General features: G+C 70.5%; 21 protein-coding genes. 10 read left to right on the forward strand and 11 right to left on the reverse strand.

Annotated elements, in window-relative coordinates:
• The first annotated feature begins 66 nt into the window (after window positions 1-66).
• The 4 genes from M8H82_RS32090 to M8H82_RS32105 are packed head-to-tail and all read left to right on the forward strand — an operon-like array spanning window position 67 to window position 3,039.
• Window positions 67-1,275 (forward strand): pyridoxal phosphate-dependent aminotransferase, encoded by a 1,209-nt coding sequence (locus M8H82_RS32090; RefSeq protein WP_250078617.1) that lies wholly within the window; start codon window positions 67-69, stop codon window positions 1,273-1,275.
• Between the two features lie 10 nt (window positions 1,276-1,285).
• Complete coding sequence (locus M8H82_RS32095; RefSeq protein ID WP_250078618.1) at window positions 1,286-1,885, forward strand: histidine phosphatase family protein; 600 nt, start codon at window positions 1,286-1,288, stop codon at window positions 1,883-1,885.
• A gap of 40 nt (window positions 1,886-1,925) precedes the next feature.
• Window positions 1,926-2,564, forward strand: coding sequence for a hypothetical protein (locus M8H82_RS32100; RefSeq protein ID WP_250078619.1), 639 nt, complete (start codon window positions 1,926-1,928; stop codon window positions 2,562-2,564).
• A 52-nt stretch (window positions 2,565-2,616) separates the two neighbouring features.
• On the forward strand, window positions 2,617-3,039 hold the full coding sequence (locus M8H82_RS32105) for an acyl-CoA thioesterase (RefSeq protein ID WP_250078620.1): 423 nt from the start codon (window positions 2,617-2,619) through the stop codon (window positions 3,037-3,039).
• 61 nt (window positions 3,040-3,100) lie between these two features.
• Here the strand turns inward: M8H82_RS32105 and M8H82_RS32110 are convergent, their stop codons facing one another.
• Entirely contained in the window at window positions 3,101-3,502 is a 402-nt protein-coding gene (locus tag M8H82_RS32110; RefSeq protein WP_250078621.1) for a helix-turn-helix domain-containing protein, read from the reverse strand.
• A 101-nt stretch (window positions 3,503-3,603) separates the two neighbouring features.
• Here M8H82_RS32110 and M8H82_RS32115 point away from each other — a divergent pair, with 101 nt between their 5' ends.
• The gene (locus tag M8H82_RS32115) at window positions 3,604-5,028 is read left to right on the forward strand and encodes an MFS transporter (RefSeq protein WP_250078622.1); all 1,425 of its coding nucleotides are present in this window, start codon (window positions 3,604-3,606) and stop codon (window positions 5,026-5,028) included.
• 126 nt (window positions 5,029-5,154) lie between these two features.
• Here M8H82_RS32115 and M8H82_RS32120 read toward each other — a convergent pair whose 3' ends face one another.
• The 7 genes from M8H82_RS32120 to M8H82_RS32150 all read right to left on the reverse strand — a co-directional run bounded on the left by M8H82_RS32120 (window position 5,155) and on the right by M8H82_RS32150 (window position 10,837).
• Window positions 5,155-6,543 (reverse strand): nucleobase:cation symporter-2 family protein, encoded by a 1,389-nt coding sequence (locus M8H82_RS32120; RefSeq protein WP_250078623.1) that lies wholly within the window; start codon window positions 6,541-6,543, stop codon window positions 5,155-5,157.
• 235 nt (window positions 6,544-6,778) lie between these two features.
• Window positions 6,779-8,158 (reverse strand): 8-oxoguanine deaminase, encoded by a 1,380-nt coding sequence (locus M8H82_RS32125; protein WP_250078624.1) that lies wholly within the window; start codon window positions 8,156-8,158, stop codon window positions 6,779-6,781.
• A 105-nt stretch (window positions 8,159-8,263) separates the two neighbouring features.
• Window positions 8,264-9,187 carry a factor-independent urate hydroxylase gene (gene pucL, locus M8H82_RS32130; protein ID WP_250078625.1) on the reverse strand — a complete coding sequence of 308 codons (924 nt, stop codon included), beginning with the start codon at window positions 9,185-9,187 and terminating at the stop codon, window positions 8,264-8,266.
• 4 nt (window positions 9,188-9,191) lie between these two features.
• Window positions 9,192-9,605 carry a hydroxyisourate hydrolase gene (gene uraH, locus M8H82_RS32135; RefSeq protein ID WP_250078626.1) on the reverse strand — a complete coding sequence of 138 codons (414 nt, stop codon included), beginning with the start codon at window positions 9,603-9,605 and terminating at the stop codon, window positions 9,192-9,194.
• Between the two features lie 4 nt (window positions 9,606-9,609).
• A complete protein-coding gene (gene uraD / locus M8H82_RS32140) occupies window positions 9,610-10,119 on the reverse strand; it encodes a 2-oxo-4-hydroxy-4-carboxy-5-ureidoimidazoline decarboxylase (RefSeq protein WP_250078627.1) in 510 nt (169 codons plus the stop codon).
• A gap of 110 nt (window positions 10,120-10,229) precedes the next feature.
• Entirely contained in the window at window positions 10,230-10,541 is a 312-nt protein-coding gene (locus M8H82_RS32145) for a helix-turn-helix domain-containing protein (RefSeq protein ID WP_250078648.1), read from the reverse strand.
• 44 nt (window positions 10,542-10,585) lie between these two features.
• Window positions 10,586-10,837 carry a thiamine-binding protein gene (locus M8H82_RS32150; protein WP_250078628.1) on the reverse strand — a complete coding sequence of 84 codons (252 nt, stop codon included), beginning with the start codon at window positions 10,835-10,837 and terminating at the stop codon, window positions 10,586-10,588.
• Window positions 10,838-10,974: 137 nt separating this feature from the next.
• On the opposite strand from M8H82_RS32150, the gene M8H82_RS32155 reads away from it, so the two are divergent.
• The 4 genes from M8H82_RS32155 to M8H82_RS32170 all read left to right on the forward strand — a co-directional run bounded on the left by M8H82_RS32155 (window position 10,975) and on the right by M8H82_RS32170 (window position 14,916).
• A complete protein-coding gene (locus M8H82_RS32155; protein ID WP_250078629.1) occupies window positions 10,975-11,796 on the forward strand; it encodes a TIM barrel protein in 822 nt (273 codons plus the stop codon).
• 26 nt (window positions 11,797-11,822) lie between these two features.
• A complete protein-coding gene (locus M8H82_RS32160) occupies window positions 11,823-12,716 on the forward strand; it encodes a 2-hydroxy-3-oxopropionate reductase (protein WP_250078630.1) in 894 nt (297 codons plus the stop codon).
• Between the two features lie 192 nt (window positions 12,717-12,908).
• The gene (locus M8H82_RS32165; protein ID WP_250078631.1) at window positions 12,909-14,366 is read left to right on the forward strand and encodes a catalase; all 1,458 of its coding nucleotides are present in this window, start codon (window positions 12,909-12,911) and stop codon (window positions 14,364-14,366) included.
• Between the two features lie 295 nt (window positions 14,367-14,661).
• The gene (locus M8H82_RS32170; protein ID WP_250078632.1) at window positions 14,662-14,916 is read left to right on the forward strand and encodes a hypothetical protein; all 255 of its coding nucleotides are present in this window, start codon (window positions 14,662-14,664) and stop codon (window positions 14,914-14,916) included.
• Window positions 14,917-15,257: 341 nt separating this feature from the next.
• Here M8H82_RS32170 and gcl read toward each other — a convergent pair whose 3' ends face one another.
• A complete protein-coding gene (gene gcl, locus M8H82_RS32175; RefSeq protein WP_250078633.1) occupies window positions 15,258-17,042 on the reverse strand; it encodes a glyoxylate carboligase in 1,785 nt (594 codons plus the stop codon).
• Window positions 17,043-17,200: 158 nt separating this feature from the next.
• On the opposite strand from gcl, the gene M8H82_RS32180 reads away from it, so the two are divergent.
• Complete coding sequence (locus tag M8H82_RS32180; protein WP_250078634.1) at window positions 17,201-17,908, forward strand: hypothetical protein; 708 nt, start codon at window positions 17,201-17,203, stop codon at window positions 17,906-17,908.
• A gap of 63 nt (window positions 17,909-17,971) precedes the next feature.
• Here the strand turns inward: M8H82_RS32180 and M8H82_RS32185 are convergent, their stop codons facing one another.
• On the reverse strand, window positions 17,972-19,060 hold the full coding sequence (locus tag M8H82_RS32185) for a lytic polysaccharide monooxygenase (RefSeq protein ID WP_250078635.1): 1,089 nt from the start codon (window positions 19,058-19,060) through the stop codon (window positions 17,972-17,974).
• 100 nt (window positions 19,061-19,160) lie between these two features.
• Window positions 19,161-21,371, reverse strand: coding sequence for a glycoside hydrolase family 6 protein (locus M8H82_RS32190; protein ID WP_250078636.1), 2,211 nt, complete (start codon window positions 21,369-21,371; stop codon window positions 19,161-19,163).
• Window positions 21,372-21,411: the final 40 nt, after the last annotated feature.

The raw sequence follows: 21,411 nt of genomic DNA on the forward strand, positions 1-21,411 counted from the left end.
TCATTGGACTTTCCAAGCGCGGACTTGGTAAAACCAAGTAACACCAGATACCGGAGGGGCGCGCGCATGGAGTTCCGGCAGTCGAACAAGCTCAGCGAGGTCTGTTACGAGATCCGCGGCCCGGTGATCGAGCACGCGGACGCGCTGGAGAAGGCGGGCCACAGCGTGCTGCGCCTGAACACCGGCAACCCCGCGCTCTTCGGCTTCGAGGCGCCGGAGGAGATCCTCCAGGACATGATCCGCATGCTCCCGCAGGCGCACGGCTACACCGACTCCCGGGGCGTCCTGTCCGCCCGCCGGGCCGTCGCCGGTCGCTACCAGACCCGGGGCCTGGAGGTCGACGTGGACGACGTCTTCCTCGGCAACGGCATCTCCGAGCTGATCTCGATGGCCGTGACCGCGCTGGTGGAGGACGGCGACGAAATCCTGATCCCGGCACCGGACTTCCCCCTCTGGACGGCCGTCACCACCCTCGCGGGCGGCAAGGCGGTCCACTACCGCTGCGACGAACAGGCCGAGTGGTACCCCGACCTGGACGACATGGCGGCGAAGATCACCGACCGCACCAAGGCCGTCGTGATCATCAACCCGAACAACCCCACCGGCGCCGTGTACCCGAAGGAGATCCTCGAGGGCATCCTCGATCTCGCCCGCCGGCACGGTCTGATGGTCTTCGCGGACGAGATCTACGACCAGATCGTCTACGACGACGCGGTCCACCACTCGGCCGCCGCGCTCGCCCCCGACCTGGTCGTGCTGACCTTCTGCGGCCTGTCGAAGACGTATCGGGTGGCGGGTTTCCGCTCGGGCTGGCTGGTCGTCACCGGCCCCAAGCAGCACGCCAGGAACTACCTGGAGGGCCTGACCATGCTGGCCTCCATGCGGCTGTGCGCCAACGCGCCCGCGCAGTACGCCATCCAGGCCGCGCTCGGCGGCCGCCAGTCCATCCACGAGCTGACCGCGCCGGGCGGGCGGCTGTACGAACAGCGCAACGTGGCCTGGGAGAAGCTGAACGAGATCCCCGGGGTCTCCTGCGTCAAGCCGAAGGGCTCGCTGTACGCCTTCGCCCGCCTGGACCCCAAGGTCCACAAGATCCACGACGACGAGCAGTTCGTCCTGGACCTGCTCCTGCGCGAGAAGATCCAGGTCGTCCAGGGCACCGGCTTCAACTGGCCGACGCCCGACCACTTCCGCATCCTCACCCTCCCGCACGCGGAGGACCTGGAGGCGGCGATCGGCCGCATCGGCCGGTTCCTCAGCGGGTACCGCCAGTAGTCTGGAAGCCATGGGTGATCTTCTGCTGGTGCGGCACGGTGAGACCTTCTGGTCCCGTTCGGGGCGGCACACCGGGCTGACGGACGTGCCGTTGACCGAGCACGGGCGCGAGGAGGCGCGGCGGCTGGTGCCGCTGATCCGCTCGCACCGCATCGGTGCCGCGTTCGTCAGCCCGCTGCAACGGGCCCGGGAGACGGCCGAGCTGATCGGTCTGACCTCGCCCCGGATCGATCCCGACCTGCGGGAGTGGGACTACGGCGGCTACGAGGGCATCACGACCGTCGAGATCCAGCGGGAGCGGCCCGGCTGGTTCCTGTTCACCGACGGGGTCGCGCCGGGCCCGCCGGAGCATCCCGGGGAGAGCCCCGCGCAGGTCGGGGAACGCGCCGACCGGATGCTGTCCAAGGTCGACGCCGCGCTCGCCAACACCGAGGGCGTCGTCGTCCTGGTGGCGCACGGGCACTTCCTGCGGGTGCTCACGGCCCGGCGGCTCGGGCTGCCGCCGGCGGACGGCGCGCTGTTCCAGCTGGCCACCGGGACGGTGTGCCGGCTGGGCACCGAGCACGGGCGGCCGGTGATCGCCGGGTGGAATGTCAGACCCGGGTCGTAGCCTTCGAAGCGGTGGGAGAACCGCTGGAAGGGAGCACGCCGTGACAGGACCGCCGACCGCCGCGCAGCGGCGTGTGATCGACGCCGCCGACCCGGTCACCGGGCGGCTGCGCAGTGGCACGGAGACCCAGCTCGCGGCTCTGGTCAAGCACGGCCTCGCCTTCCGGCACCCCCGGCCGCCGCACGACCACTTCCTGACCCCGGCGGGACACCGGATACGGGAGACGCCGGACGCCCCCGCCGCGCCGGCCGTCCGGCCGCCCGCCGCCGAGCCCGGGGTGTTCGCGGCGCGCATCGGCGGCGAGGAGGAACCGCCCGCCGCCGGTCCGGCCCGGCTGCGCGAGGTGCGCGGTGCCTGGGAAGGGCTGGTGGAGCTGCGCCGGATGACCAATCCGGACGGCGCCACCGACCGGCCGTGCGGCTGGGAGCGTACGCATCTCGTGCAGGCCGCCGCGCTGGCGCTGGAGGCCGCCGGGCACCCGCCCGCCGGACCGGACGGCACCGGCGGCTACCGGGTGCGCGCCACCCCGCAGCCGGAGGCGGTGGCCGTGCACCGGCCCGACGCCGAAGGGCTGCGCGCCTGCGCGGCGACCCTGGAGGAGGGAGGCTGGCAGGTGAGCGAGCACACGGATCCCCGGACCCGCGCGCGCTATCTGCTGGCGTCGCCGCGCCGGACGTGAGGAGGATGCCACGAGTGCCGCACAGGGCATCGACGACGAGAAGAGGAAGTTCGTGAGCCAGCCGTTCTCCGTCCGGATCACCGTCCGGGGCTACGAGACCGACGTACAGGGCCACCTCAACCAGAGCGTGTACCTCAACTACGCGGAGCACGCCCGCTGGTCGCTGCTGCAGGCGGCCGGGATCAGCCAGACGGGGCTGATCTCCCACGGCATCGGGCCGGTCGCCCTGGAGACGACCATCCGCTACCGGCGCGAGCTGCTGGCGGGCGACGAGGTCGATGTGTCGTGCGCCTTCCTGTGGGGCGGCGGCAAGACCTTCCGCATGGAGCAGACCATCACCAAGGCGGACGGCACCGTGGCGGCCGAGCTCACCGCGGTCGGCGGGCTGCTGAACCTGGCGGAGCGCCGGCTGGTGGCCGATCCGCAGAGCTACTTCAAGGAGCTGGCCACCGACCCGGGCATGTTCGGGCTCTGAGCCTCCGCGTCCCCGGGCAGCGTCACCGTCACGTCGCGACGCCGTGAAGGGCGCGGGCGGTCTACCCGTCGACGAGCTCCGGCTCGCGTTCGGCGTCGTAGGCCGCCCGGGACTCGGCGATGTGGACCCGGTTGCGCTCGGCCCAGTCGGTCAGGCGTTGCAGGGTCTCGTGCAACTCACGTGCCTGCGCCGTCAGTTCGTACTCGACCTTCGGCGGGACCGTCGGGTGCACGGTGCGGGTGACGAGGCCGTCGCGCTCCAGATTGCGCAGGGTGAGGGTCAGCATGCGGCGGCTGATGCCCTCGATGCTGCGCTCCAACTCCGTGAAGCGGATGGGGCCGTGGGCGGCGGCCACCAGGATCTGCACGCTCCATTTCCCGGCGACCCTGTCAAGAACTTCGCGCACCGGGCAGGCGTGCGCGTTCACGACCTGCGCGGTAACACCGGTGTTCCTCTGGGACATCGAACTGCCTCCTTACGCCGGCCTTCATGGTTTCGCACGATGTTGCCCGTTACAAGTCGTGCACCTTTGGAATCCTGGCAGAACACGGAGGCGATGCCGTCATGACGGCCATCATCGAGTCCCGGACACGGGCCGCGCAACGCACCTACTCCCGTTGGGCGTCCCTGGTGATCCTCTGCGCGGGGACACTGATGACCATCCTGGACGGCAACATCGTGACGGTGGCGATGCCGGCGATCCAGAGCGACCTCGGCTTCACGGCGTCGGGGCTGGCGTGGGTGGTCAACGCCTATCTGATCCCGTTCGGGGGGCTGTTGCTGCTGGCCGGGCGGCTCGGGGACCTCGTGGGGCGCAAGCGGATGTTCACGGCGGGGCTCGCGTTGTTCACGGTGGCGTCGGTGCTGTGCGGGGTGGCGACCTCGCCGGGCATGCTGGTCGCGGCGCGTGCGGTGCAGGGGGTGGGCGGGGCGATGACGACCGCCGTGGTCCTCGGCATGCTGGTGTCGCTGTTCCCCGAGCCGCGTGAACAGGCGCGGGCCATCGCCGTGTTCAGTGCGGTGGGCGCGGCGGGCGGGGCGCTCGGCACGTTCCTCGGCGGGGCGCTGACCGAGGCGCTGGGCTGGCACTGGATCTTCCTGATCAACCTGCCGATCGGGGTGGTGGCGTGGGTGGCCGCGGTACGGGTGCTGGACCGGGAGCCGGGGGCCGGGCTGGGCAAGGGCGCGGACTATCCGGGGGCGGCGCTGGTGACGTCGGCGCTGATGCTGACGGTGTACGTCATCGTCGGGACCGGTGAGCGGGACCTGGCCGCCACGCTGTCGCTGGCCGCGGTGGCCGCCGCCCTGTTCGTGGCGTTCACCGTCCGGCAGACCCGCACCACCCGCCCGCTGCTGCACCTGCGGCTGTTCGGCTCACGCCTGCTGAGCGGTGCGAACGCCGTGCAGATCCTGCTGATCGCGACGATGTACGGCTTCCAGTTCATCGGCGCCCTGTATCTGCAACGCGTGCTCGGCTACGGCGAGTTGCTGACCGGGCTGGCCTTCCTGCCGGCGCCGGTGGTGATCGGGGTGCTGATGCTGAGCCTGTCGGCGCGGACGATCGGCCGGTTCGGGGCGTACCGGGTACTGCTGGCGGGACTCGCGCTGATCACCGTCGGCATGGTCCTGCTGGGCCGGGCACCGGCGCAGGGCTCCTACCTGCCGGACGTCCTGCCGCCCCTGCTGCTGCTCTCCGTCGGCTTCGCCGCCGCGATGCCCGCGCTGACCGGTCTCGCGATGTCGGGGGCGCGCGCGGAGGACGCGGGGGCGGCGTCGGGACTGTTCAACACCACGCAGGTGGTGGGCGGTTCCCTGGGCCTGGCGGCACTGACCGTCCTGGCGGCAAGCCGCACGGAGGACCTGCTGCACACCGGCACGACCCTGACGGCGGCCACGGCGGAGGGCTACCAGCTGGCGTTCCGGGTGGCGGCGCTGATCGCGGCGACGTCCCTGGGACTGGCGGCGGCGGCACTGCGGAGCCGGGACTGACGACTGCGGCGGGGACGGTGCCCGGCCCCCGCCGCTTTCCTGAGCGCGCGCCGATGGGACGCACCCCTTGAACACGGGGTGCGCCCCATCGGCGTAGGAGTTCGACGGCGGTGGGCCGCCCTCGAGTCAGGGGGTCGCCGGGGCCGTTCGGGGCGGGCCCGCGAGTTCTTCTCCTGATTCCATCGGGTGGGTGACGTCCTCCGCGTCCTGGTTCCTGCCCAGGTGGTTGAAGACCAGGTTCAGCAGGACCGCCACCACACAGCCCGTGGAGATGCCCGAGTCCAGGACGATCCGGGCGGTCTCCGGGAAGGCGTGGTAGAACTCCGGCGCGGAGATCGGGATGATGCCGACCGCCAGCGAGACGGCCACGATCAGGACGTTGTTGTCCTTCTCCAGACCGGCGCGGACCAGGGTCTGGATACCGCTCGCCGCGACCGACCCGAACAGCACCACGCCCGCCCCGCCCAGCACCGGCCGCGGGACGACCGCGATCAGCGAGGCGGCCATCGGGCACAGGCCCATCAGGACCAGGAAACCGCCGCCCGCGGCCACCACGTACCGGCTGCGGATCTTCGTCATCGCGACCAGGCCGATGTTCTGCGCGAAGGCGCTGCACATGAAGCCGTTGAACAGCGGGCTGATCGCCGAGCCGAGGGTGTCGGCGCGCAGGCCCGCGGCGATCGTCTTCTCGTCGGCCGGGCGGTCCACGATCTCGCCCAGCGCCAGCATGTCCGCGGTGGACTCGGTCATCGAGACCACCATCACCACGCACATCGAGATGATCGCGGCGACCTGGAACTGCGGCGCCCCGAAGTGGAAGGGCGACGGGAACCCGATCACGCTCGCGTCCGCCACCGGGCCGAAGTCCGTGACGCCGAACGGGATGGCGATCAACGTGCCGCCGACCAGGCCCAGCAGCACCGCGATCTGCTTGACGAAGCCCCGCGTGAAGCGGCGCAGCAGCAGCACCAGGAGCAGCGTCACGGCCGCCAGTGTCAGGTTCGTGCTCGAACCGAAGTCGTCCGCCGCGGGGTCGGGTCCCTGCGCCCAGCCGAAGGCGACCGGCAGGAGCGAGACGCCTATCAGAGTGATCACCGTGCCGGTGACCACCGGGGGGAAGAAGCGGACCATCTTGCTGAAGAACGGGGCCGCTATGAAGCCCAGCAGTCCCGCGACGATCACCGCCCCGAAGATGATCGGCAGCGCGTCGGACTTGTCGTCGGTGGCCGCGACGATCGCGGTCATGGGGGCGACACCGGCGAAGGTGACGCCGTTGACGAAGGGCAGACGGGCGCCGATGTTCCAGATGCCGAGCGTCTGGAGGAAGGTCGCGAGGCCGGCCGTGAAGAGGCAGGCACCGGTGAGGAAGGTCAGTTCGGTGGCGCTGAGACCGACGGCCGCACCGACGATCAGGGGCGGGGCGACGACGCCCGCGTACATGGCGGCCACGTGCTGAAGGCCGGTGGTCGCCATTTTGAGGGCGGGGAGTTTCTCGTCGACGGGGTGGGCGGACACGGGCGGCTCCTCCGGTCGGTTAACAGCACGTCGGCTCTGACGTGGGTTTCAAGGAGGTGGTGCGCGGTCGTGCGGGACCGTTGAGCGGCAAAGAGTTGAGCGGCACAGACGGGACGGGAGGCCGTTCCGGGGCGCACACGTTGGTGCGCGCCCCGGAGACGGCCGCCATGGACCCCGCTCGGGTCCACGGCCACCGGTCGAGGGCCGTCCCCCTCGACCGGAGATCTGGGACCGGTCAGCCCTGGGCGGCGATCCGCGCCAGGCGCTGCGCCTGCGCCCGGGTGGAGCGGGCGATGGTGTCCTCGTCGACCGTGAGCAGCCGGTTGTCCGCCACGATCTGCTCGCCGTTGACGAAGGAGGCGGTCACCGGGGCCGCGGCGCCGAAGACCAGCGCGGTGACCGGGTCGGCGATCGAGGCGTGGGCCAGCGTGTCGAGCTTCCACAGCACCAGGTCGGCCAGCTTGCCCGGCTCCAGCGAGCCGATCTCGGCCGCGCGGCCGAGGACCTGGGCGCCGCCGTGCGTGCCGAGGCGCAGCGCCTGACGGGCGTTCAGGGCGGCCTCGCGGTGGGCGCCGAGGCGGTTGATGAGCAGGGCGTTGCGCAGCTCGGTGTGCAGTTCGCCGGACTCGTTGGAGGCCGTGCCGTCGACGCCGAGGCCGACCGGGACACCGGCGGCCAGCATGTCGGGGACCCGGGCGATGCCGGCCGCGAGACGGGCGTTGGACGAGGGGCAGTGGGCGACACCCGTCTTCGTCCGGGCGAAGGCGGCGATGTCGGAGTCGTTCATGTGGACGCAGTGCGCCATCCACACGTCCTCGCCGAGCCAGCCGGTGGACTCGAAGTAGTCGGTGGGGCCCATGCCGAACAGCTCGTGGCAGAACTTCTCCTCCTCGACCGTCTCCGAGCCGTGGGTGTGCAGCCGTACGCCCAGGCTGCGGGCCAGTTCGGCGCCCCGGCGGAGCAGGTCGGTGGAGACGGAGAAGGGGGAGCAGGGCGCGACGGCCACCTGGGTCATCGCGTCGAAGGAGGCGTCGTGGTGCTCCTTGACGGTGGCCTCGGTCGCGGCGAGCGCGCCGTCCAGGGTCTCGACGGCGAAGTCCGGGGGCAGGCCGCCGTCCTTCTCGCTGCGGTCCATCGAGCCGCGGGCGAGGGTGAAGCGGACCCCCATCTCGCGGGCGGCGCGGATGATCGAGCCGGACAGGTCGCCGGAGCCCTGCGGGAAGACGTAGTGGTGGTCCATCGCGGTGGTGACACCGCCGCGGGCCATCATGGCCAGCGAGCCCTGCGCGGCCGAGTACGTCATCTGCTCGTCGATGCGCGCCCAGGTCGGGTAGAGGGCGACCAGCCAGTTGAAGAGGTTGTGGTCGGTGGCCAGGCCCCGGGTGATCCACTGGTAGAAGTGGTGGTGGGTGTTGACCAGGCCGGGGGTCACGAGGTGGCCGGTGGCGTCGATGCGCCGGACCACGTTCTCCAGGCCGTCGGGGGCCCTGCCCGCGCCCAGCGCCTCGATGCGGTTGCCGTTGAGGACGACGTGACCCGAGGCGTACTCGGTGTCGTTCGCGTCGACCGTCGCGATCGCACAGTTCTCGATGACGATGCGCTGGTTGGCTGCCATGGTTCGTCCTTTGCGCTGTTGTGGAGAGGGCACGGCAGGACCCGGGAGATTTGAGTGCCGCGGCCGGGTGCACAAGTCCCGGCCGCGGGTGCCGAGATGGTGTTGCTAGAGGTTGGTGAGGTCCACCGGGATCCTCGCCTCGCAGCCGTCCCGCAGGATGGTGGCCTCGATCAGGCCGTAGGGGCGGTCAGCGGCGTAGTAGACCTCGTTGTCGTTCTTCAGCCCGAACGGCTCCAGGTCCACCAGGAAGTGATGCTTGTTCGGGAGCGAGAAGCGCACCTCGTCGATCTCGCTGCGGTTGTTGATGATGCGCGAGCCCATCTGGTACAGCGTCTGCTGGAGCGAGAGCGAGTACGTCTCGGCGAAGGCCTGGAGCATGTGCTTCTTCACCTGCTCGTAGGACTTCTCCCAGTTCGGCATCTTCTGCTCGTCGTCGGTCCAGTTGAACCGCCAGCGGCCGGAGACCTGGGTCGCGAGGATCCGGTCGTAGGCCTCCTGGAGGGTCGTGTACTTGTCCTTGACGTAGCCCCAGAACTCGGAGTTGGTCGAGTTCATCACGGTCAGGTCCTTCAGGCCCGAGACGACCTCCCACGACGAGCCGTCGTAGGTGATCTGGGTGACGCGGGTCTCCTGGCCCTGGCGGACGAAGGAGTGCTTGACCTCGTCGGCGCCGATGAACCGGGAGTTGGCGTCGGAGGTCGCGATCCGCTCCCAGGCGTACTCCTCGATGCGGATCCGCGCGATCTCGATCGGCTCCTGCGAGGTGACGAAGTGCCGGGCGAGGTGGATGCCGAACTGCTCGGCCGACTCGATGCCGTACTCCTTGGCGAACGCGTACACCGTGTTCTTGGTGGTGTCGGTCGGCAGGACATGGGCGTTGGAGCCGGAGTAGTGGACCTCGTCCATGTCGCCGCTCAGCGCCACGGATACGTTGAGGTCCTTGATGTGATGGGTGGCGCCGTCCCGCGTGATCTTGACGACTCGGTTCTCGGCCTTGCCGTACTGGTTCTGTCCCAGGATGGTGGGCATTTAGCTAGCTCCCTCGGTAAACGGAGTAGCCGAACGGGTTGAGCAGCAGCGGTACGTGGTAGTGCTCGCCCGGCACGACGGCGAACGTGATCGCCACCTCCGGGAAGAACACGGCGGCACCGCTGTCCCGATTCGCGGGGGCGTCCTGCTGCGCATCGGCTTGCTTCTTCTCGAAGTACGGCTCCACGGCGAAGCCGAGCCGTACGTGGGTGGTCCCCTCCGGCAGGGCGGGGAGGTCCTTGCACCGGCCGTCCGCGTCGGTCGCGGAGCCGCCGAGCGTCCGCCAGTCGCCTCCGTGCCCGTACTGGGCGGACCGGCCGCCGCGGGCCGAGAGCTCGACGGCGACGCCCTCGGCGGGGCGGCCGGCGCTGGTGTCCAGGATGTGCGTGGACACGGAAGCGGTGGTGCTGGTGCTCATGGTGTCAGGCTTCCTCTTCGACGAGTCGGGCCAGTCGGATGCGGTTGATCTTCCCCAGCTCGGTGCGGACGATCTCGCGCTCCTGCTCGGGGGCGTTGCCGATCCGCTCCTTGACCGCGTCGCGCATCTGCTCGCCGGTCCGGCCGGTGGCGCAGATGAGGAAGACATGGCCGAACTTCTCCTGGTAGGCCAGGTTCAGTTCGAGCATCTCGGCCTTGAGTTCCTCCCCGGCGCCGGCCATGCCGCGCTGTTCGCGGGCGGACGTCGGGTCGCCGGGCTTGGGGCGGCCGATCGGCGGGTGGCCGGCCATCGCCTCTTCCAGGTCGGCGGTGGTCAGCTCGGCCATGGCGGCGTCACTGGCGGAGTACAGGTCCTCCACGGTGGCGTACGGGCGGGCGGCGAGAAGCCGCTCGGCCCACGCCCGGGAGGCGCACGCCTCGTGGAGCGCGGCGAGGGCCGCGTGCTCCTCCAGGGCGTTGAACCGGACCAGGCCCGGCGTGGATGTGGACGTCACGGGAGCCTCCGTGGCCTTGTGCTGAACGGGCTGCCGATAGCTAACGCCCTGCGCGACACCACGTCAACACTTTGTTGAAAATTCCGGGTAACGAAACCCGGAGCCCCCCGTCAGGCCCCTTTCTCGCGGTTCAGGTAGTTGTAGACGGTGAAGCGGCTGACGCCCAGGGCGCCGGCCACGGTCTCCACGCCGTGCCGTACGGAGAAGGCGCCGCGCGCCTCGAGTATCCGCACGACCTCCTGCTTGGCCTTGCGGTCCAGGTCGGCAAGGGGCTTGCCCTGCTTGCGCTCCATGGCGGCCAGGATGTGGTCCAGCGAGTCCGCGAGCTGGGGCAGGCGTACGGCGACGACGTCGACGCCCTCCCAGGCGAGCACCACGTCCTCGGGGCCGGCCTCGTCCGGTGGCAGCATCTCGCCGCCCATGGCGTCGACCAGCGGTTTCACGGCCGTGATGAAGGGCTCGACGTTCACCGCTCCCCCTCCTCGACCACGTTGACCTGGAGCGACACCCGGGTGGCGCCGGACTCCAGGCTCTTGCGCAGCAGCGCGTCCACGGCGGTGAGGACGGCGTCGGCGCTGCCCTCGGCGGTGTTGCCGAACGGGCCGACGTCCACCGCGTCCAGCTCGGCCGCCTCGATGACCTCGCGGGCCACGACCGCGTGAGCGGGGGCTTCGTCGAGGTCGAAGGGCTCGGTCGTGAATTCCACTCTCAGTCGCACGCGCTCAACCTAACGCGCGCCGCCGCTTTCCGCCGAGCCCCCTTGACAAGCTCGAACACCCGACGGCAATCTTCCAGTAAGCAGAAAAGAACTTCCGTAATACGGAATCTCGACAACGGAAGGGAGCGCCGGACCCCATGGGATTCGCAGAGCAGCGCTTCAACGTCAACCTGTCGATCCTCTTCACGGAACTCCCGCTCCTGGAGCGCCCCGCGGCCGCCGCCGCGGCCGGCTTCACCGCGGTCGAGCTGTGGTGGCCCTGGATCGACTCCCCCACCCCCGAGCAGTCCGAGCTCGACGCCCTGAAGAAGGCGATCGAGGACGCGGGCGTGCGGCTCACGGGCCTGAACTTCTACGCCGGACAGCTCCCCGGCCCGGACCGCGGCGCCCTGTCGGTGCCCGGCGAGGAGTCGGAGCGGTTCCGCGCCAACATCGACGTGGCCGCCGACTTCGCCGCCTCCCTCGGCTGCACGGCGCTCAACGCGCTGTACGGCAACCGCGTCGAGGGCGTGGACCCGGCCGAGCAGGACGCGCTGGCGCTGGAGAACCTGGTCCTCGCGGCCCGGGCCGCCGACCGGATCGGCGCGATCCTGCTGATCGAGGCGCTGAACCGGCCCGAGTCGCCCCGCTACCCGCTGGTGTCGGCCCCGGCCGCGATCGGCGTCGTCGACAAGGTCAACGCCGCGACGGGCCTCGGCAACGCCAAGTTCCTCATGGACCTCTACCACCTGTCCATGAACGGCGAGGACCTGCCGGCGGTGATCGAGCAGTACGCCGCGCGGACCGGCCACGTGCAGATCGCCGACAACCCCGGCCGCGGCGCCCCGGGCACCGGTTCGCTCCCCCTCGAAGACCTCCTCGACCAGCTGCAGAAGGCGGGTTACGACGGCTGGGTCGGCCTCGAGTACAAGCCGGGCGACCGCCCGAGCGCCGAGGCCTTCGACTGGCTGCCCCGCTGACCCCTCTGACCGAAAGGCACACCCTCATGAGCAACGCACTCCCCAAGATCGCCTGGATCGGCCTCGGCATCATGGGCTCGCCCATGTCCGAGAACCTGATCAAGGCGGGCTACGACGTCACCGGGTTCACGCTGGAGCAGGACAAGCTGGACCGGCTGGCCAAGGCCGGCGGCACGGCCGCCGGTTCGATCGCCGAGGCCGTCAGGGACGCGGACGTGATCATCACGATGGTCCCCGCCTCCCCCCAGGTCGAGGCCATCTCCTACGGCCCCGACGGCATCCTGGAGAACGCCCGCTCCGGCGCCCTGCTGATCGACATGTCCTCGATCACCCCGCAGACCTCCGTCGACCTGGCCAAGGCCGCGAAGGACAAGGGCATCCGCGTCCTGGACGCCCCGGTGTCCGGCGGCGAGGCCGGCGCCATCGAGGCCGTACTGTCGATCATGGTCGGCGGTGAGCGTGCCGACTTCGACGAGGCCAAGCCGGTACTGGAGGCCCTCGGCAAGACCATCGTGCTGTGCGGTCCGCACGGCTCGGGCCAGACGGTGAAGGCCGCCAACCAGCTGATCGTCGCCGTGAACATCCAGGCGTGCGCCGAGGCCGTGGTCTTCCTGGAGAAGTCGGGCGTGGACCTGAAGGCGGCGCTGGACGTCCTCAACGGCGGCCTGGCCGGCTCCACCGTGCTGACGCGCAAGAAGGACAACTTCCTCCAGCGCGACTTCAAGCCGGGCTTCCGGATCGACCTGCACCACAAGGACATGGGCATCGTCACCGACGCCGCCCGCAACGTCGGCGCGGCCCTGCCCGTCGGTGCCGTGGTCGCCCAGCTCGTCGCCTCCCTGCGTGCGCAGGGCGACGGCGGCCTGGACCACTCCGCGCTGCTGCGCGCGGTCGAGCGCCTCTCCGGCGCCCAGGTCTGAGGACCTGCCGAGAACTCCGGGCGGCGCCGCCGCTGACACCTGTCCTGTCGCGCCCAAGCGGCGGCGCCGCCCGGAATCCACTTCAACAAACCGTTGAGCATCTTCAACAAACTGTTGACGCCTTGTTTGCCCCCTCCTAGGCTCCACGAAGCGGAAACAGGTTTCCGCTGACTCCCGCACGGAAGGTCCACGATGTCGAAGCGCGTGCTCACCACCGAGTCCGGCGCCCCGGTCGCCGACAACCAGAACTCCGCCTCCGCCGGCGTCGGCGGTCCGCTGCTCCTGCAGGACCAGCACCTCCTGGAGAAGCTCGCCCGGTTCAACCGTGAGCGCATCCCGGAGCGCGTGGTGCACGCCCGCGGCAGCGGCGCCTACGGCTACTTCGAGGTGACCGACGACGTCACCGGCTTCACCCACGCCGACTTCCTGAACGCCGTCGGCAGGCGCACCGAGGTCTTCCTGCGCTTCTCGACCGTGGCGGACAGCCTCGGCGGGGCGGACGCGGTCCGCGACCCCCGGGGTTTCGCGGTCAAGTTCTACACCGAAGAGGGCAATTACGACCTGGTCGGGAACAACACCCCGGTGTTCTTCATCAAGGACCCGATCAAGTTCCCCGACTTCATCCACTCGCAGAAGCGCGACCCGTTCACCGGCCGGCAGGAGCCGGACAACGTCTGGGACTTCTGGGCGCACTCCCCCGAGGCGACGCACCAGGTGACCTGGCTGATGGGCGACCGCGGCATCCCGGCGTCATACCGCCACATGAACGGCTACGGCTCGCACACCTACCAGTGGACGAACGCCGAGGGCGAGGCCTTCTTCGTCAAGTACCACTTCAAGACGAACCAGGGCATCCGCTGCCTGTCGTCCGAGCAGGCCGCCGAGACCGCGGGCAAGGACCCCAACTCGCACCAGACGGACCTGCTCCAGGCCATCGAGCGGGGCGTCAACCCGTCCTGGACGCTGTACGTGCAGCTGATGCCGGCCGCCGAGGCGGCGGAGTACCGCTTCAACCCGTTCGACCTGACGAAGGTCTGGCCGCACGCCGACTACCCGCTGCAGCGCGTGGGCCGGCTGGTCCTGGACCGCAACCCCGACAACGTCTTCGCCGAGGTCGAGCAGGCCGCGTTCTCCCCGAACAACTTCGTCCCGGGCATCGGCCCGTCGCCGGACAAGATGCTCCAGGGCCGCCTGTTCGCCTACGCCGACGCGCACCGCTACCGCCTGGGGGTCAACCACACCCAGCTCGCGGTGAACGCCCCCCGGGCGACGAGCGCGCACAACTACGGCCGCGACGGTCTCATGGCGTCCAACTCCCAGGGCCGGTACGCCAAGAACTACGAGCCGAACTCCTACGACGGCCCGGCCGAGACCGGCCGCCCGCTGTCCGCCCCGCTCCCGGTGTCCGGCTACACCGGCACGCACGAGGCCCCGCAGCACACCAAGGACGACGACTTCTTCCAGGCCGGCGAGCTGTACCGGCTGATGTCCGCCGAGGAGAAGTCCCGGCTGGTCGCGAACATCGCCGGTGGACTCTCCCAGGTCTCCCGCGACGACGTGATCGAGAAGAACCTGGCCCACTTCCACGCCGCCGACCCGGAGTACGGCAAGCGCGTGGAGGAGGCGGTCCGCGCCCTGCGCGAGGACTAAAAGGCTCCCTGACGGCGTTCGCCTGCCGAGAGACCCGGATGAGGGGTGGTCGATCGGCTGCGGGCGCGGGTCAGGGTGAGGACCGCGGCGGTGTGCGAGCCAGTGCGGTGGTGAAGGACCGGAACCTCTTCTCGACCTGAGGGAAGGGCGTTTCAGGCTCCGTCGCGACCGCCGCGGTCCCGAAAAACCCTCATTGCCCCACCGGCCGAGCAGCGCCGGATACGGACGGTCCCGTATCCGGCGCTCTCGGCGTTCCCGGGGTGCGGAACGGCCCCTCGCGCAGCAGGCTGGAGACATGGCACAACCGGCGCAGCACCCGCACATCGTGGTCCACTCCCCCGCCCTGGACGGCTCCCGGCGGGTCACCGCGGGGGACGAGACCCTGGGCATCGCCTCGCACGTCGACGACGTGGCCGAGTTCCTGCGGCTGGCCGACCTGTACGTCACCGACGTCGCGGAGAGCGACCTCGTCGAGTGGCAGGGCGGCGGCCCCGACGCGTGGCCGGGTCTCCCGGAGCATCACGGGACACACGGGACGCAGGAGGCGTGAATCGCCTACGCCGCCGTCCGTAGTCCGGCTACGCAACCCTCAAATCAACCTCTGAACCCGTGCCCGGAGGCTTCAACCGCCCCCGGGTACGGGCACATTCTCGGAACACGGGGCCCGCCGGCACGGGGGTGGCGGGCTCCGGCGGGCCACACACCGGTCAGGGGTGTCCGGGCGGCCCGCAGTCACGGGGGCGACCTGAGGCCCGCCGGTACGGGGGTGTGCGGCGGGCCTCAGGCCGAGAACGACGGCACGGGGAGCAACAACACCGGGCGACGAAGCCGGGAACGACGAAGGGGCAGCCCCCTGGCGGGTGGCTGCCCCTGGCGGAGCCGGTCGGTGGATCAGACCTTCAGCGTCCTGAGCGCGGTCGGCGCGTGACCCGGCTCGGTCGCGATCTCCTCGAACTCCACGACGTTGCTGATGTCGTTGGTGGTCGACATCGAGATGTTGGTGACGCGCTCCAGGATGGCCTCCACGACGACCGGCACCCGGAACTCGGCGGCGAGCTTCTTGGCCTGCTCGAAGGCCGCGCCGAGCTCCGCCGGGTCGGTCACCCGGATCGCCTTGCAGCCGAGGCCCTCGGCGACCTTGACGTGGTCGACGCCGTAGACGCCCAGCTCGGGCGAGTTGATGTTCTCGAACTCCAGCTTGACCTGGAAGTCGATGTCGAAGGCCCGCTGCGCCTGGCGGATCAGGCCGAGGTAGGAGTTGTTCACCAGGACATGGACGTACGGGATCCGGTGCTGCGCCCCGACCGCCAGCTCCTCGATCATGAACTGGAAGTCGTAGTCGCCGGAGAGCGCGACCACGGACGCCTCGGGGTCGGCCTTGGCGACACCCAGCGCGGCCGGGATCGTCCAGCCGAGGGGGCCGGCCTGGCCGCAGTTGATCCAGTGGCGCGGCCGGAAGACGTGCAGCATCTGGGCGCCGGCGATCTGGGAGAGGCCGATGGTGGAGACGTACCGGGTCTCCGGGCCGAAGGCCTTGTTCATCTCCTCGTAGACGCGCTGCGGCTTGATCGGGATGTCGTCGAAGTGGGTACGGCGCTGCAGCGTCGCCTTCCGCTCCTGCGCGGAGGCCGCCCACGCCGAGCGGTCGGGCAGCTTGCCGGCCGCCTTCAGCTCCCGTGCCACCTCGACGAACAGCCGCAGCGCCGCCTTCGCGTCGGAGGCGATGCCGTAGTCCGGGGCGAAGATCTTGCCGATCTGGGTGGGCTCGACGTCGACGTGCACGAAGGTGCGGCCGGCGGTGTAGACGTCCAGCTTGCCGGTGTGGCGGTTGGCCCAGCGGTTGCCGATGCCGAGGACGAAGTCGGACTCCAGGAAGGTCGCGTTGCCGTAGCGGTGCGAGGTCTGCAGGCCCACCATGCCGGCGTTCAGCTCGTGGTCGTCGGGCAGCAGGCCCCAGCCCATCAGGGTCGGGACGACCGGGGTGCCGGTCAGCTCGGCGAACTCCACCAGCAGGTCGGCGGCGTCGGCGTTGATGACACCGCCGCCCGCGACGATCAGCGGCCGCTCGGCGGCGTTCAGCATCCCGAGCGCCTTCTCGATCTGGGCGCGGCTCGCGGCCGGCTTGTAGACCGGGAGCGGCTCGTAGGTGTCAGGGTCGAACTCGATCTCGGTGAGCTGGACGTCGATCGGCAGGTCGATCAGGACCGGGCCGGGACGGCCGGAGCGCATCAGGTGGAAGGCCTGCTGGAAGACGCCGGGGACCTGCGCGGCCTCCAGGACGGTCACCGCCATCTTCGTCACCGGCTTGGCGATCGAGGCGATGTCGACGGCCTGGAAGTCCTCTTTGTGGATCACGGCGGTCGGCGCCTGGCCCGTGATGCACAGGATCGGGATGGAGTCACCGATCGCGGAGTACAGGCCGGTGATCATGTCGGTGCCGGCCGGTCCGGACGTGCCGATGCACACCCCGATGTTGCCCGCGTGGGTGCGGGTGTAGCCCTCGGCCATGTGCGAGGCACCCTCGACATGCCGGGCGAGGGTGTGCTGGATACCGCCGGACGCCTTGAGCGCCGCGTAGAACGGGTTGATCGCCGCGCCCGGCACACCGAACGCGTTGCTGACGCCCTCGCGCTTGAGGATCTCAACTGCCGCTCGGGCAGCGGTCATTCGAGCCATCGAGTACTCCTGCTTCGGCTGTCGGATTCGCATCCCCGTCGCGCCCCGCGGTTGAGCTCTTCCGTATTGCGGAAAGTATTTTCTACTATCTGGAAGCAATGTAAGTGGGGGGACGAAGCCCGTCAAGAGACGGACAAGCGGGGGCGCGCTGGAGCACCATGGGTGCCATGCCCCAGAGCGTCGCGGTGCGCTGCCCGGCCTGCAGTCGTGAGCACCAGTACGCGGCCGTGTCCTATCCGTGCGCCTGTGGCGCCCCGGTGGCCCCGCCGCTGGATCCGTGCGGGGCCCCGGCCGCCGTCCGGCACCGGGCCTGGGCCGAGGAGTGGGTGACCGTCAGGTGCGCCTCCTGCGACCGGAGCGGCCAGTGGCCCCATCCCGAGCTGGGCTGCCCGTGCGGGACGGTCCTGCGGATCCCGGTGACCGGGACACGCTCCGCGGCCTCCCCCGCCGCCCCCGGCGCCCGCACCGCACGGGAGCCCCGGCGCCGGGCCCCCTTCGCGCCGGTGCCGATCCGCACCGCCCGGGACGCCGTCACGGCCGCCGCCCTCTACCTGCGCTGGCTCGGCTACCGGGACATCCGCCGCGCCGACCAGCGGCCCCCCGCCGGCATCGGACTCGCCGCCCAGGGCCTGCTCGCCCAGGTGGACCCCACCGTGCGCCCGGCCTCCGTGCGGGACGTGGAGTGCCTGTGGCTGACCGCCATGACCGAGTCGGTGCGCTGCGTCTACTTCTCCCTCGCCGGGTACGCCGACGAGGGCCGCGTCCGCGCCGACTCGCTCGGCGTCCCCCTGTTCGTCCTGGACCTCGCGGGCACCCCGCAGCCGGTCAACGACCACGCCGACGCGCTGGGCTCCCCCGCCCGCTGACCCGCGCGCACACGAGAACGCCGGCTCCCCGCGGTGCGGGGGCCGGCGCCTCGGCGGAACCTGTTACGGGGTGACGCAGCCGATCGAGCCGACCGGATGGTTGTTGCCGGTGGAGGTGGCGGTGAAGCCGAAGCTCACACTGCCGTCCGGCCCGACGGTGCGGTTGTGGTCGACGTTTCTGACCGTGACCGTGCCGTCGGACCCTGTACCGAGCGTGCCGTTCCAGACCTGGCTGAGCCGGGTGCCGGTGCCGAGCTGCCAGCGCACCGCCCAGCCGTTCATCGGTGCCGTGTTGTGGTTCATCACCTGGACGGAGCCCTGGAAGCCGCCGTTCCAGGCGTTCGTCACCGAGTAGACGGCCATGCAGCCGGTGTGCGGGTCGGTCGGGGTGGGAGTGGGAGTGGGAGTCGGCGTGGGCGTCGGGGTGCCGCCCGAGCCGCGGATGCCGGTCACCTCGCCGTTCCCGCCGTCGAAGACGACGTCGGAACAGGAGAAGAAGTTCTCCTGGCTGTCCGAGCGCACCCACTGGATGAACAGCACCGCGTCGCCCGAGCGGCCCGCGGGCAGGTTCAGGTTCCAGAGGTAGTGACCGGAATCGCTGCCCACCGAACCCGACTGGGCGGGGTTGGTGACGGTCTGGATGAGCTCCAGATCGCCCCAGCCCAGCGGGGAGCTGGGCGAGTAGCCGGGCTTGGACAGGTACACCCGGAAGTCACCCGGGTGCGCCGCCCAGTTGCTGTACCGGACCTGCATGCTCTTCCCGGAGGTCAGATGCGTGCGGGGCCAGTCGGCGCGGGCGGCGTTGTAGCCGGTGAAGTTGTACGGGGAGCGGTCACCGGCGCTGCACAGCTTGCCGTCCGGTACGTAACCGGGGCCGCGCCCGCCCGCGTTGGAGTCGAGCACGGCGAACCAGTTGTACAGCGCCGTCGATCCGCTCTCGGCCAGCGCTGCCTTGCACGCCGGGTTCGTCGGGTCCAGGGCGCCGGAGCCGGTCTTGGCGTCCTGGTAGCACAGGTACGTCCGCGAGCCGGGCATCATCGCCACCCCGTGGGCCTGCGCGCTGCCGTGGCTGAGCAGGGCAAGACCGAGGCCGCTCAGCAGGGTGGCGAGCACCGCCGCCCAGGAGAGGAGCCGGTTTCTGCGTCGATCCATGGTGCCTCCTGTCGTTCCTTCGCTGTCCGCTGTGGAGCCCCCGCCCGCCCGGGGAATAGGTCGCTCCGGGCGGGCGAGGGAGTGTGGGGAGGTAAGCGGATCAGGCGGGCGGTGCGCCCCAGGCCAGGGTGGTACCGAGGTAGCCGGGGATCGCCGGGGCGTCGGTGTAGGACGTGGCGGTGGTGCGGCTGTGGTCGCCGACCTCGTTGAACGCGGACCAGTCGGACTTGGCCATGCGCAGCTGCAGGTCACCGGTGTCCCGGCCCGCGGCCAGCGAGCCGGCCGTGAAGCCGACCTCCAGGTAGGCGTCCGCGCCCGCGACCGGGGTGCTCAGCGGAACGACCCTGAGCTTGAGGTTGGAGCAGCCGACCGCGGCGTAGTCGCAATAGGCGTTCACGGTGGACGAGCCGCCGTCCCGGGTGAAGTAGTAGCGGGCGGTCACCCCGGTCAGGTCGAGAGCGGCGGTGCCGGTGTTGTGGATCCGCAGCCCGGGGCGGATGGCGTTGTCGGTGGCCGAGGAGTCGTTGTTCTTGTAGGCGACCTTGAGGCCGCCCGTCGGGTCGGGGCCGCCGCCGCCCGTCTCGGTGGTGACGCTCAGCGCCGCGGAGGCGGGTGAGGCGTTCCCGGCCGCGTCACGGGCGCGCACGGTGTAGCTGTAGGCCGTGGCGGCGCTCAGTCCGGTGTCCGTGTACGTGGTGCCGGAGGCCGGCGAGCCGACCCGGGTGCCGTTGCGGTACACGTCGTACCCGGTCACGCCCACGTCGTCGGTGGCCGCGGTCCAGGCCAGGGAGACGCTGCTCGCGGTCTTGGCGGTGGCCCGCAGTCCGGTCGGGGCGGTCGGGGCGGTGGTGTCACCCGGACCGGTGTCGCCCGTCGGGATGGCAGGGTAGGCGTTGCGCACCAGCATGGAGAACTGGTTGTGGAACCAGTGCCCGGCCAGTGGCGCGTCGGGCAGCGCCCCCGTCTTGTTGTTACCGGCGTTGGGCGCCGTGTAGTCGGGGTTGCACATCGGGTCCTGGCGCTTGCCCTCGTCGTTGGGGATGTCCTTGCTGGCGCCGTCCGACTCCCCGGGCGGCTTGACCCACAGGTAGGCGTCGAGGTGCGAGTCGGGGTATCCCGCGGGCGCGGCCTGCGGCGGCTGCCCGATGCCGGCTCCGCTCACGTTGCACCACAGGCCGCGGTGGGTGCGGCGGTCGGCCTTGGACTCGGTGACGTAGGTGTCGAGCGTGGTGCTGGTGCTCTCCGCGGTGGGCCGTGCGGCGCCGCCCCAGCCGTTGCGGGAGGTGTCGATCACCATGCCGGTGGAGGCGGGCCAGCCCGCCGCGACCAGCGCCCGGTGCACGTTCTTGGTGAAGTCCACCTCGTCGAAGTTCGGGTTCCACTCGTAGTACTTGCTCGACTTGACCATGTTGCCGCCGACCGTCTTGTCGGGGTTGGTCAGGAAGGGCTCCTCCAGCGGCGTGTAGTTGGCGACGTTGGTGATCAGGCCGTCGACGCTGCTCAGACCGGCCGCGGTGCCCCTGGCCACCTCGGTGTACTGCTGCACGGTCTGGGTGAGGTTGTTGTCCCAGCCGAGCCAGCCGGAGTGCGCGTAGTCCAGGTACGTGTACACGTTCGGTATCGCGTGCAGCTTGTCCAGGGCGTACTGGATGCCCTTGACGTACAGGCCGCTGCTCTTGAGCTGGGCGCACTCGGGGTCGGAGCCGTTGGTGACCAGGTTGGGCAGGCTGTCGGGCTCGATGACCGTGGTGATGCGGATGTCCTGGTACTTGGGGTTCTTGAAGACGTTGGCGATGACGTCGATGTACTCGGTCTTGTACCGGTCCAGACCCGCCTGGGTGGCCGGGAGTTCACCGTTGGAGGCGAGGGCGGCGCAGTCCCGTCCGGGCAGGTCGTACACCACGATGGTGGCGGTGATCGGCTGTCCGGGCTTCTTCTGGGCGAGCGCCAGGTCGAGATGGTCGGCGAGGCTCTTGCGTCCGGCGTTGGCGGCACCGCCGTGGATGGCCGCTATCCGGTCCAGCCAGACGGCGGTCGGATAGGTCTTGACCTTCTCCATCTTCGCCTTGAGCGTGGCGTCGGACGTCTGGGCGATGGACGAGTCGACGTGCTCGGCGTAGTCGGGGTTGATGTAGAAGGTGGCCCCGGCGAAGGGGTTGTCGACGTGTGCTTCCGCCGCTGCCGCGGGCTGTCCCGCGATCTGGCCGGCCACCCCGAGCATCAGGGTGGCCAGGGCGGTGGCCAGGGCTGCCGACCGTCGTCGGCGCTTGCGCGGCAGCGAGGCGCCGTCGGCTCTGGTCGGATTGGTCATCGTGCCCTCCTCGGTGGTACGTGCGGGTGTGCCGGTCGTA

The sequence above is a fragment of the Streptomyces sp. YS415 genome (assembly GCF_023544665.1).
In the GTDB taxonomy this organism is placed as follows: domain Bacteria; phylum Actinomycetota; class Actinomycetes; order Streptomycetales; family Streptomycetaceae; genus Streptomyces.

Bases quoted from the DNA above. Each gene is read 5' to 3' on its own strand.
- M8H82_RS32095 (WP_250078618.1), top strand. From the start codon at position 1,286: ATGGGTGATCTTCTGCTGGTGCGGCACGGTGAGACCTTCTGGTCCCGT.
- M8H82_RS32180 (WP_250078634.1), top strand. From the start codon at position 17,201: ATGGGTGCCATGCCCCAGAGCGTCGCGGTGCGCTGCCCGGCCTGCAGT.
- M8H82_RS32155 (WP_250078629.1), top strand. From the start codon at position 10,975: ATGGGATTCGCAGAGCAGCGCTTCAACGTCAACCTGTCGATCCTCTTC.
- M8H82_RS32115 (WP_250078622.1), top strand. From the start codon at position 3,604: ATGACGGCCATCATCGAGTCCCGGACACGGGCCGCGCAACGCACCTAC.
- gcl (WP_250078633.1), bottom strand. From the start codon at position 17,042: ATGGCTCGAATGACCGCTGCCCGAGCGGCAGTTGAGATCCTCAAGCGC.
- M8H82_RS32185 (WP_250078635.1), bottom strand. From the start codon at position 19,060: ATGGATCGACGCAGAAACCGGCTCCTCTCCTGGGCGGCGGTGCTCGCC.
- M8H82_RS32190 (WP_250078636.1), bottom strand. From the start codon at position 21,371: ATGACCAATCCGACCAGAGCCGACGGCGCCTCGCTGCCGCGCAAGCGC.
- M8H82_RS32170 (WP_250078632.1), top strand. From the start codon at position 14,662: ATGGCACAACCGGCGCAGCACCCGCACATCGTGGTCCACTCCCCCGCC.
- M8H82_RS32165 (WP_250078631.1), top strand. From the start codon at position 12,909: ATGTCGAAGCGCGTGCTCACCACCGAGTCCGGCGCCCCGGTCGCCGAC.
- pucL (WP_250078625.1), bottom strand. From the start codon at position 9,187: ATGCCCACCATCCTGGGACAGAACCAGTACGGCAAGGCCGAGAACCGA.
- M8H82_RS32125 (WP_250078624.1), bottom strand. From the start codon at position 8,158: ATGGCAGCCAACCAGCGCATCGTCATCGAGAACTGTGCGATCGCGACG.
- M8H82_RS32145 (WP_250078648.1), bottom strand. From the start codon at position 10,541: ATGGGCGGCGAGATGCTGCCACCGGACGAGGCCGGCCCCGAGGACGTG.
- uraH (WP_250078626.1), bottom strand. From the start codon at position 9,605: ATGAGCACCAGCACCACCGCTTCCGTGTCCACGCACATCCTGGACACC.
- M8H82_RS32110 (WP_250078621.1), bottom strand. From the start codon at position 3,502: ATGTCCCAGAGGAACACCGGTGTTACCGCGCAGGTCGTGAACGCGCAC.
- M8H82_RS32090 (WP_250078617.1), top strand. From the start codon at position 67: ATGGAGTTCCGGCAGTCGAACAAGCTCAGCGAGGTCTGTTACGAGATC.
- M8H82_RS32160 (WP_250078630.1), top strand. From the start codon at position 11,823: ATGAGCAACGCACTCCCCAAGATCGCCTGGATCGGCCTCGGCATCATG.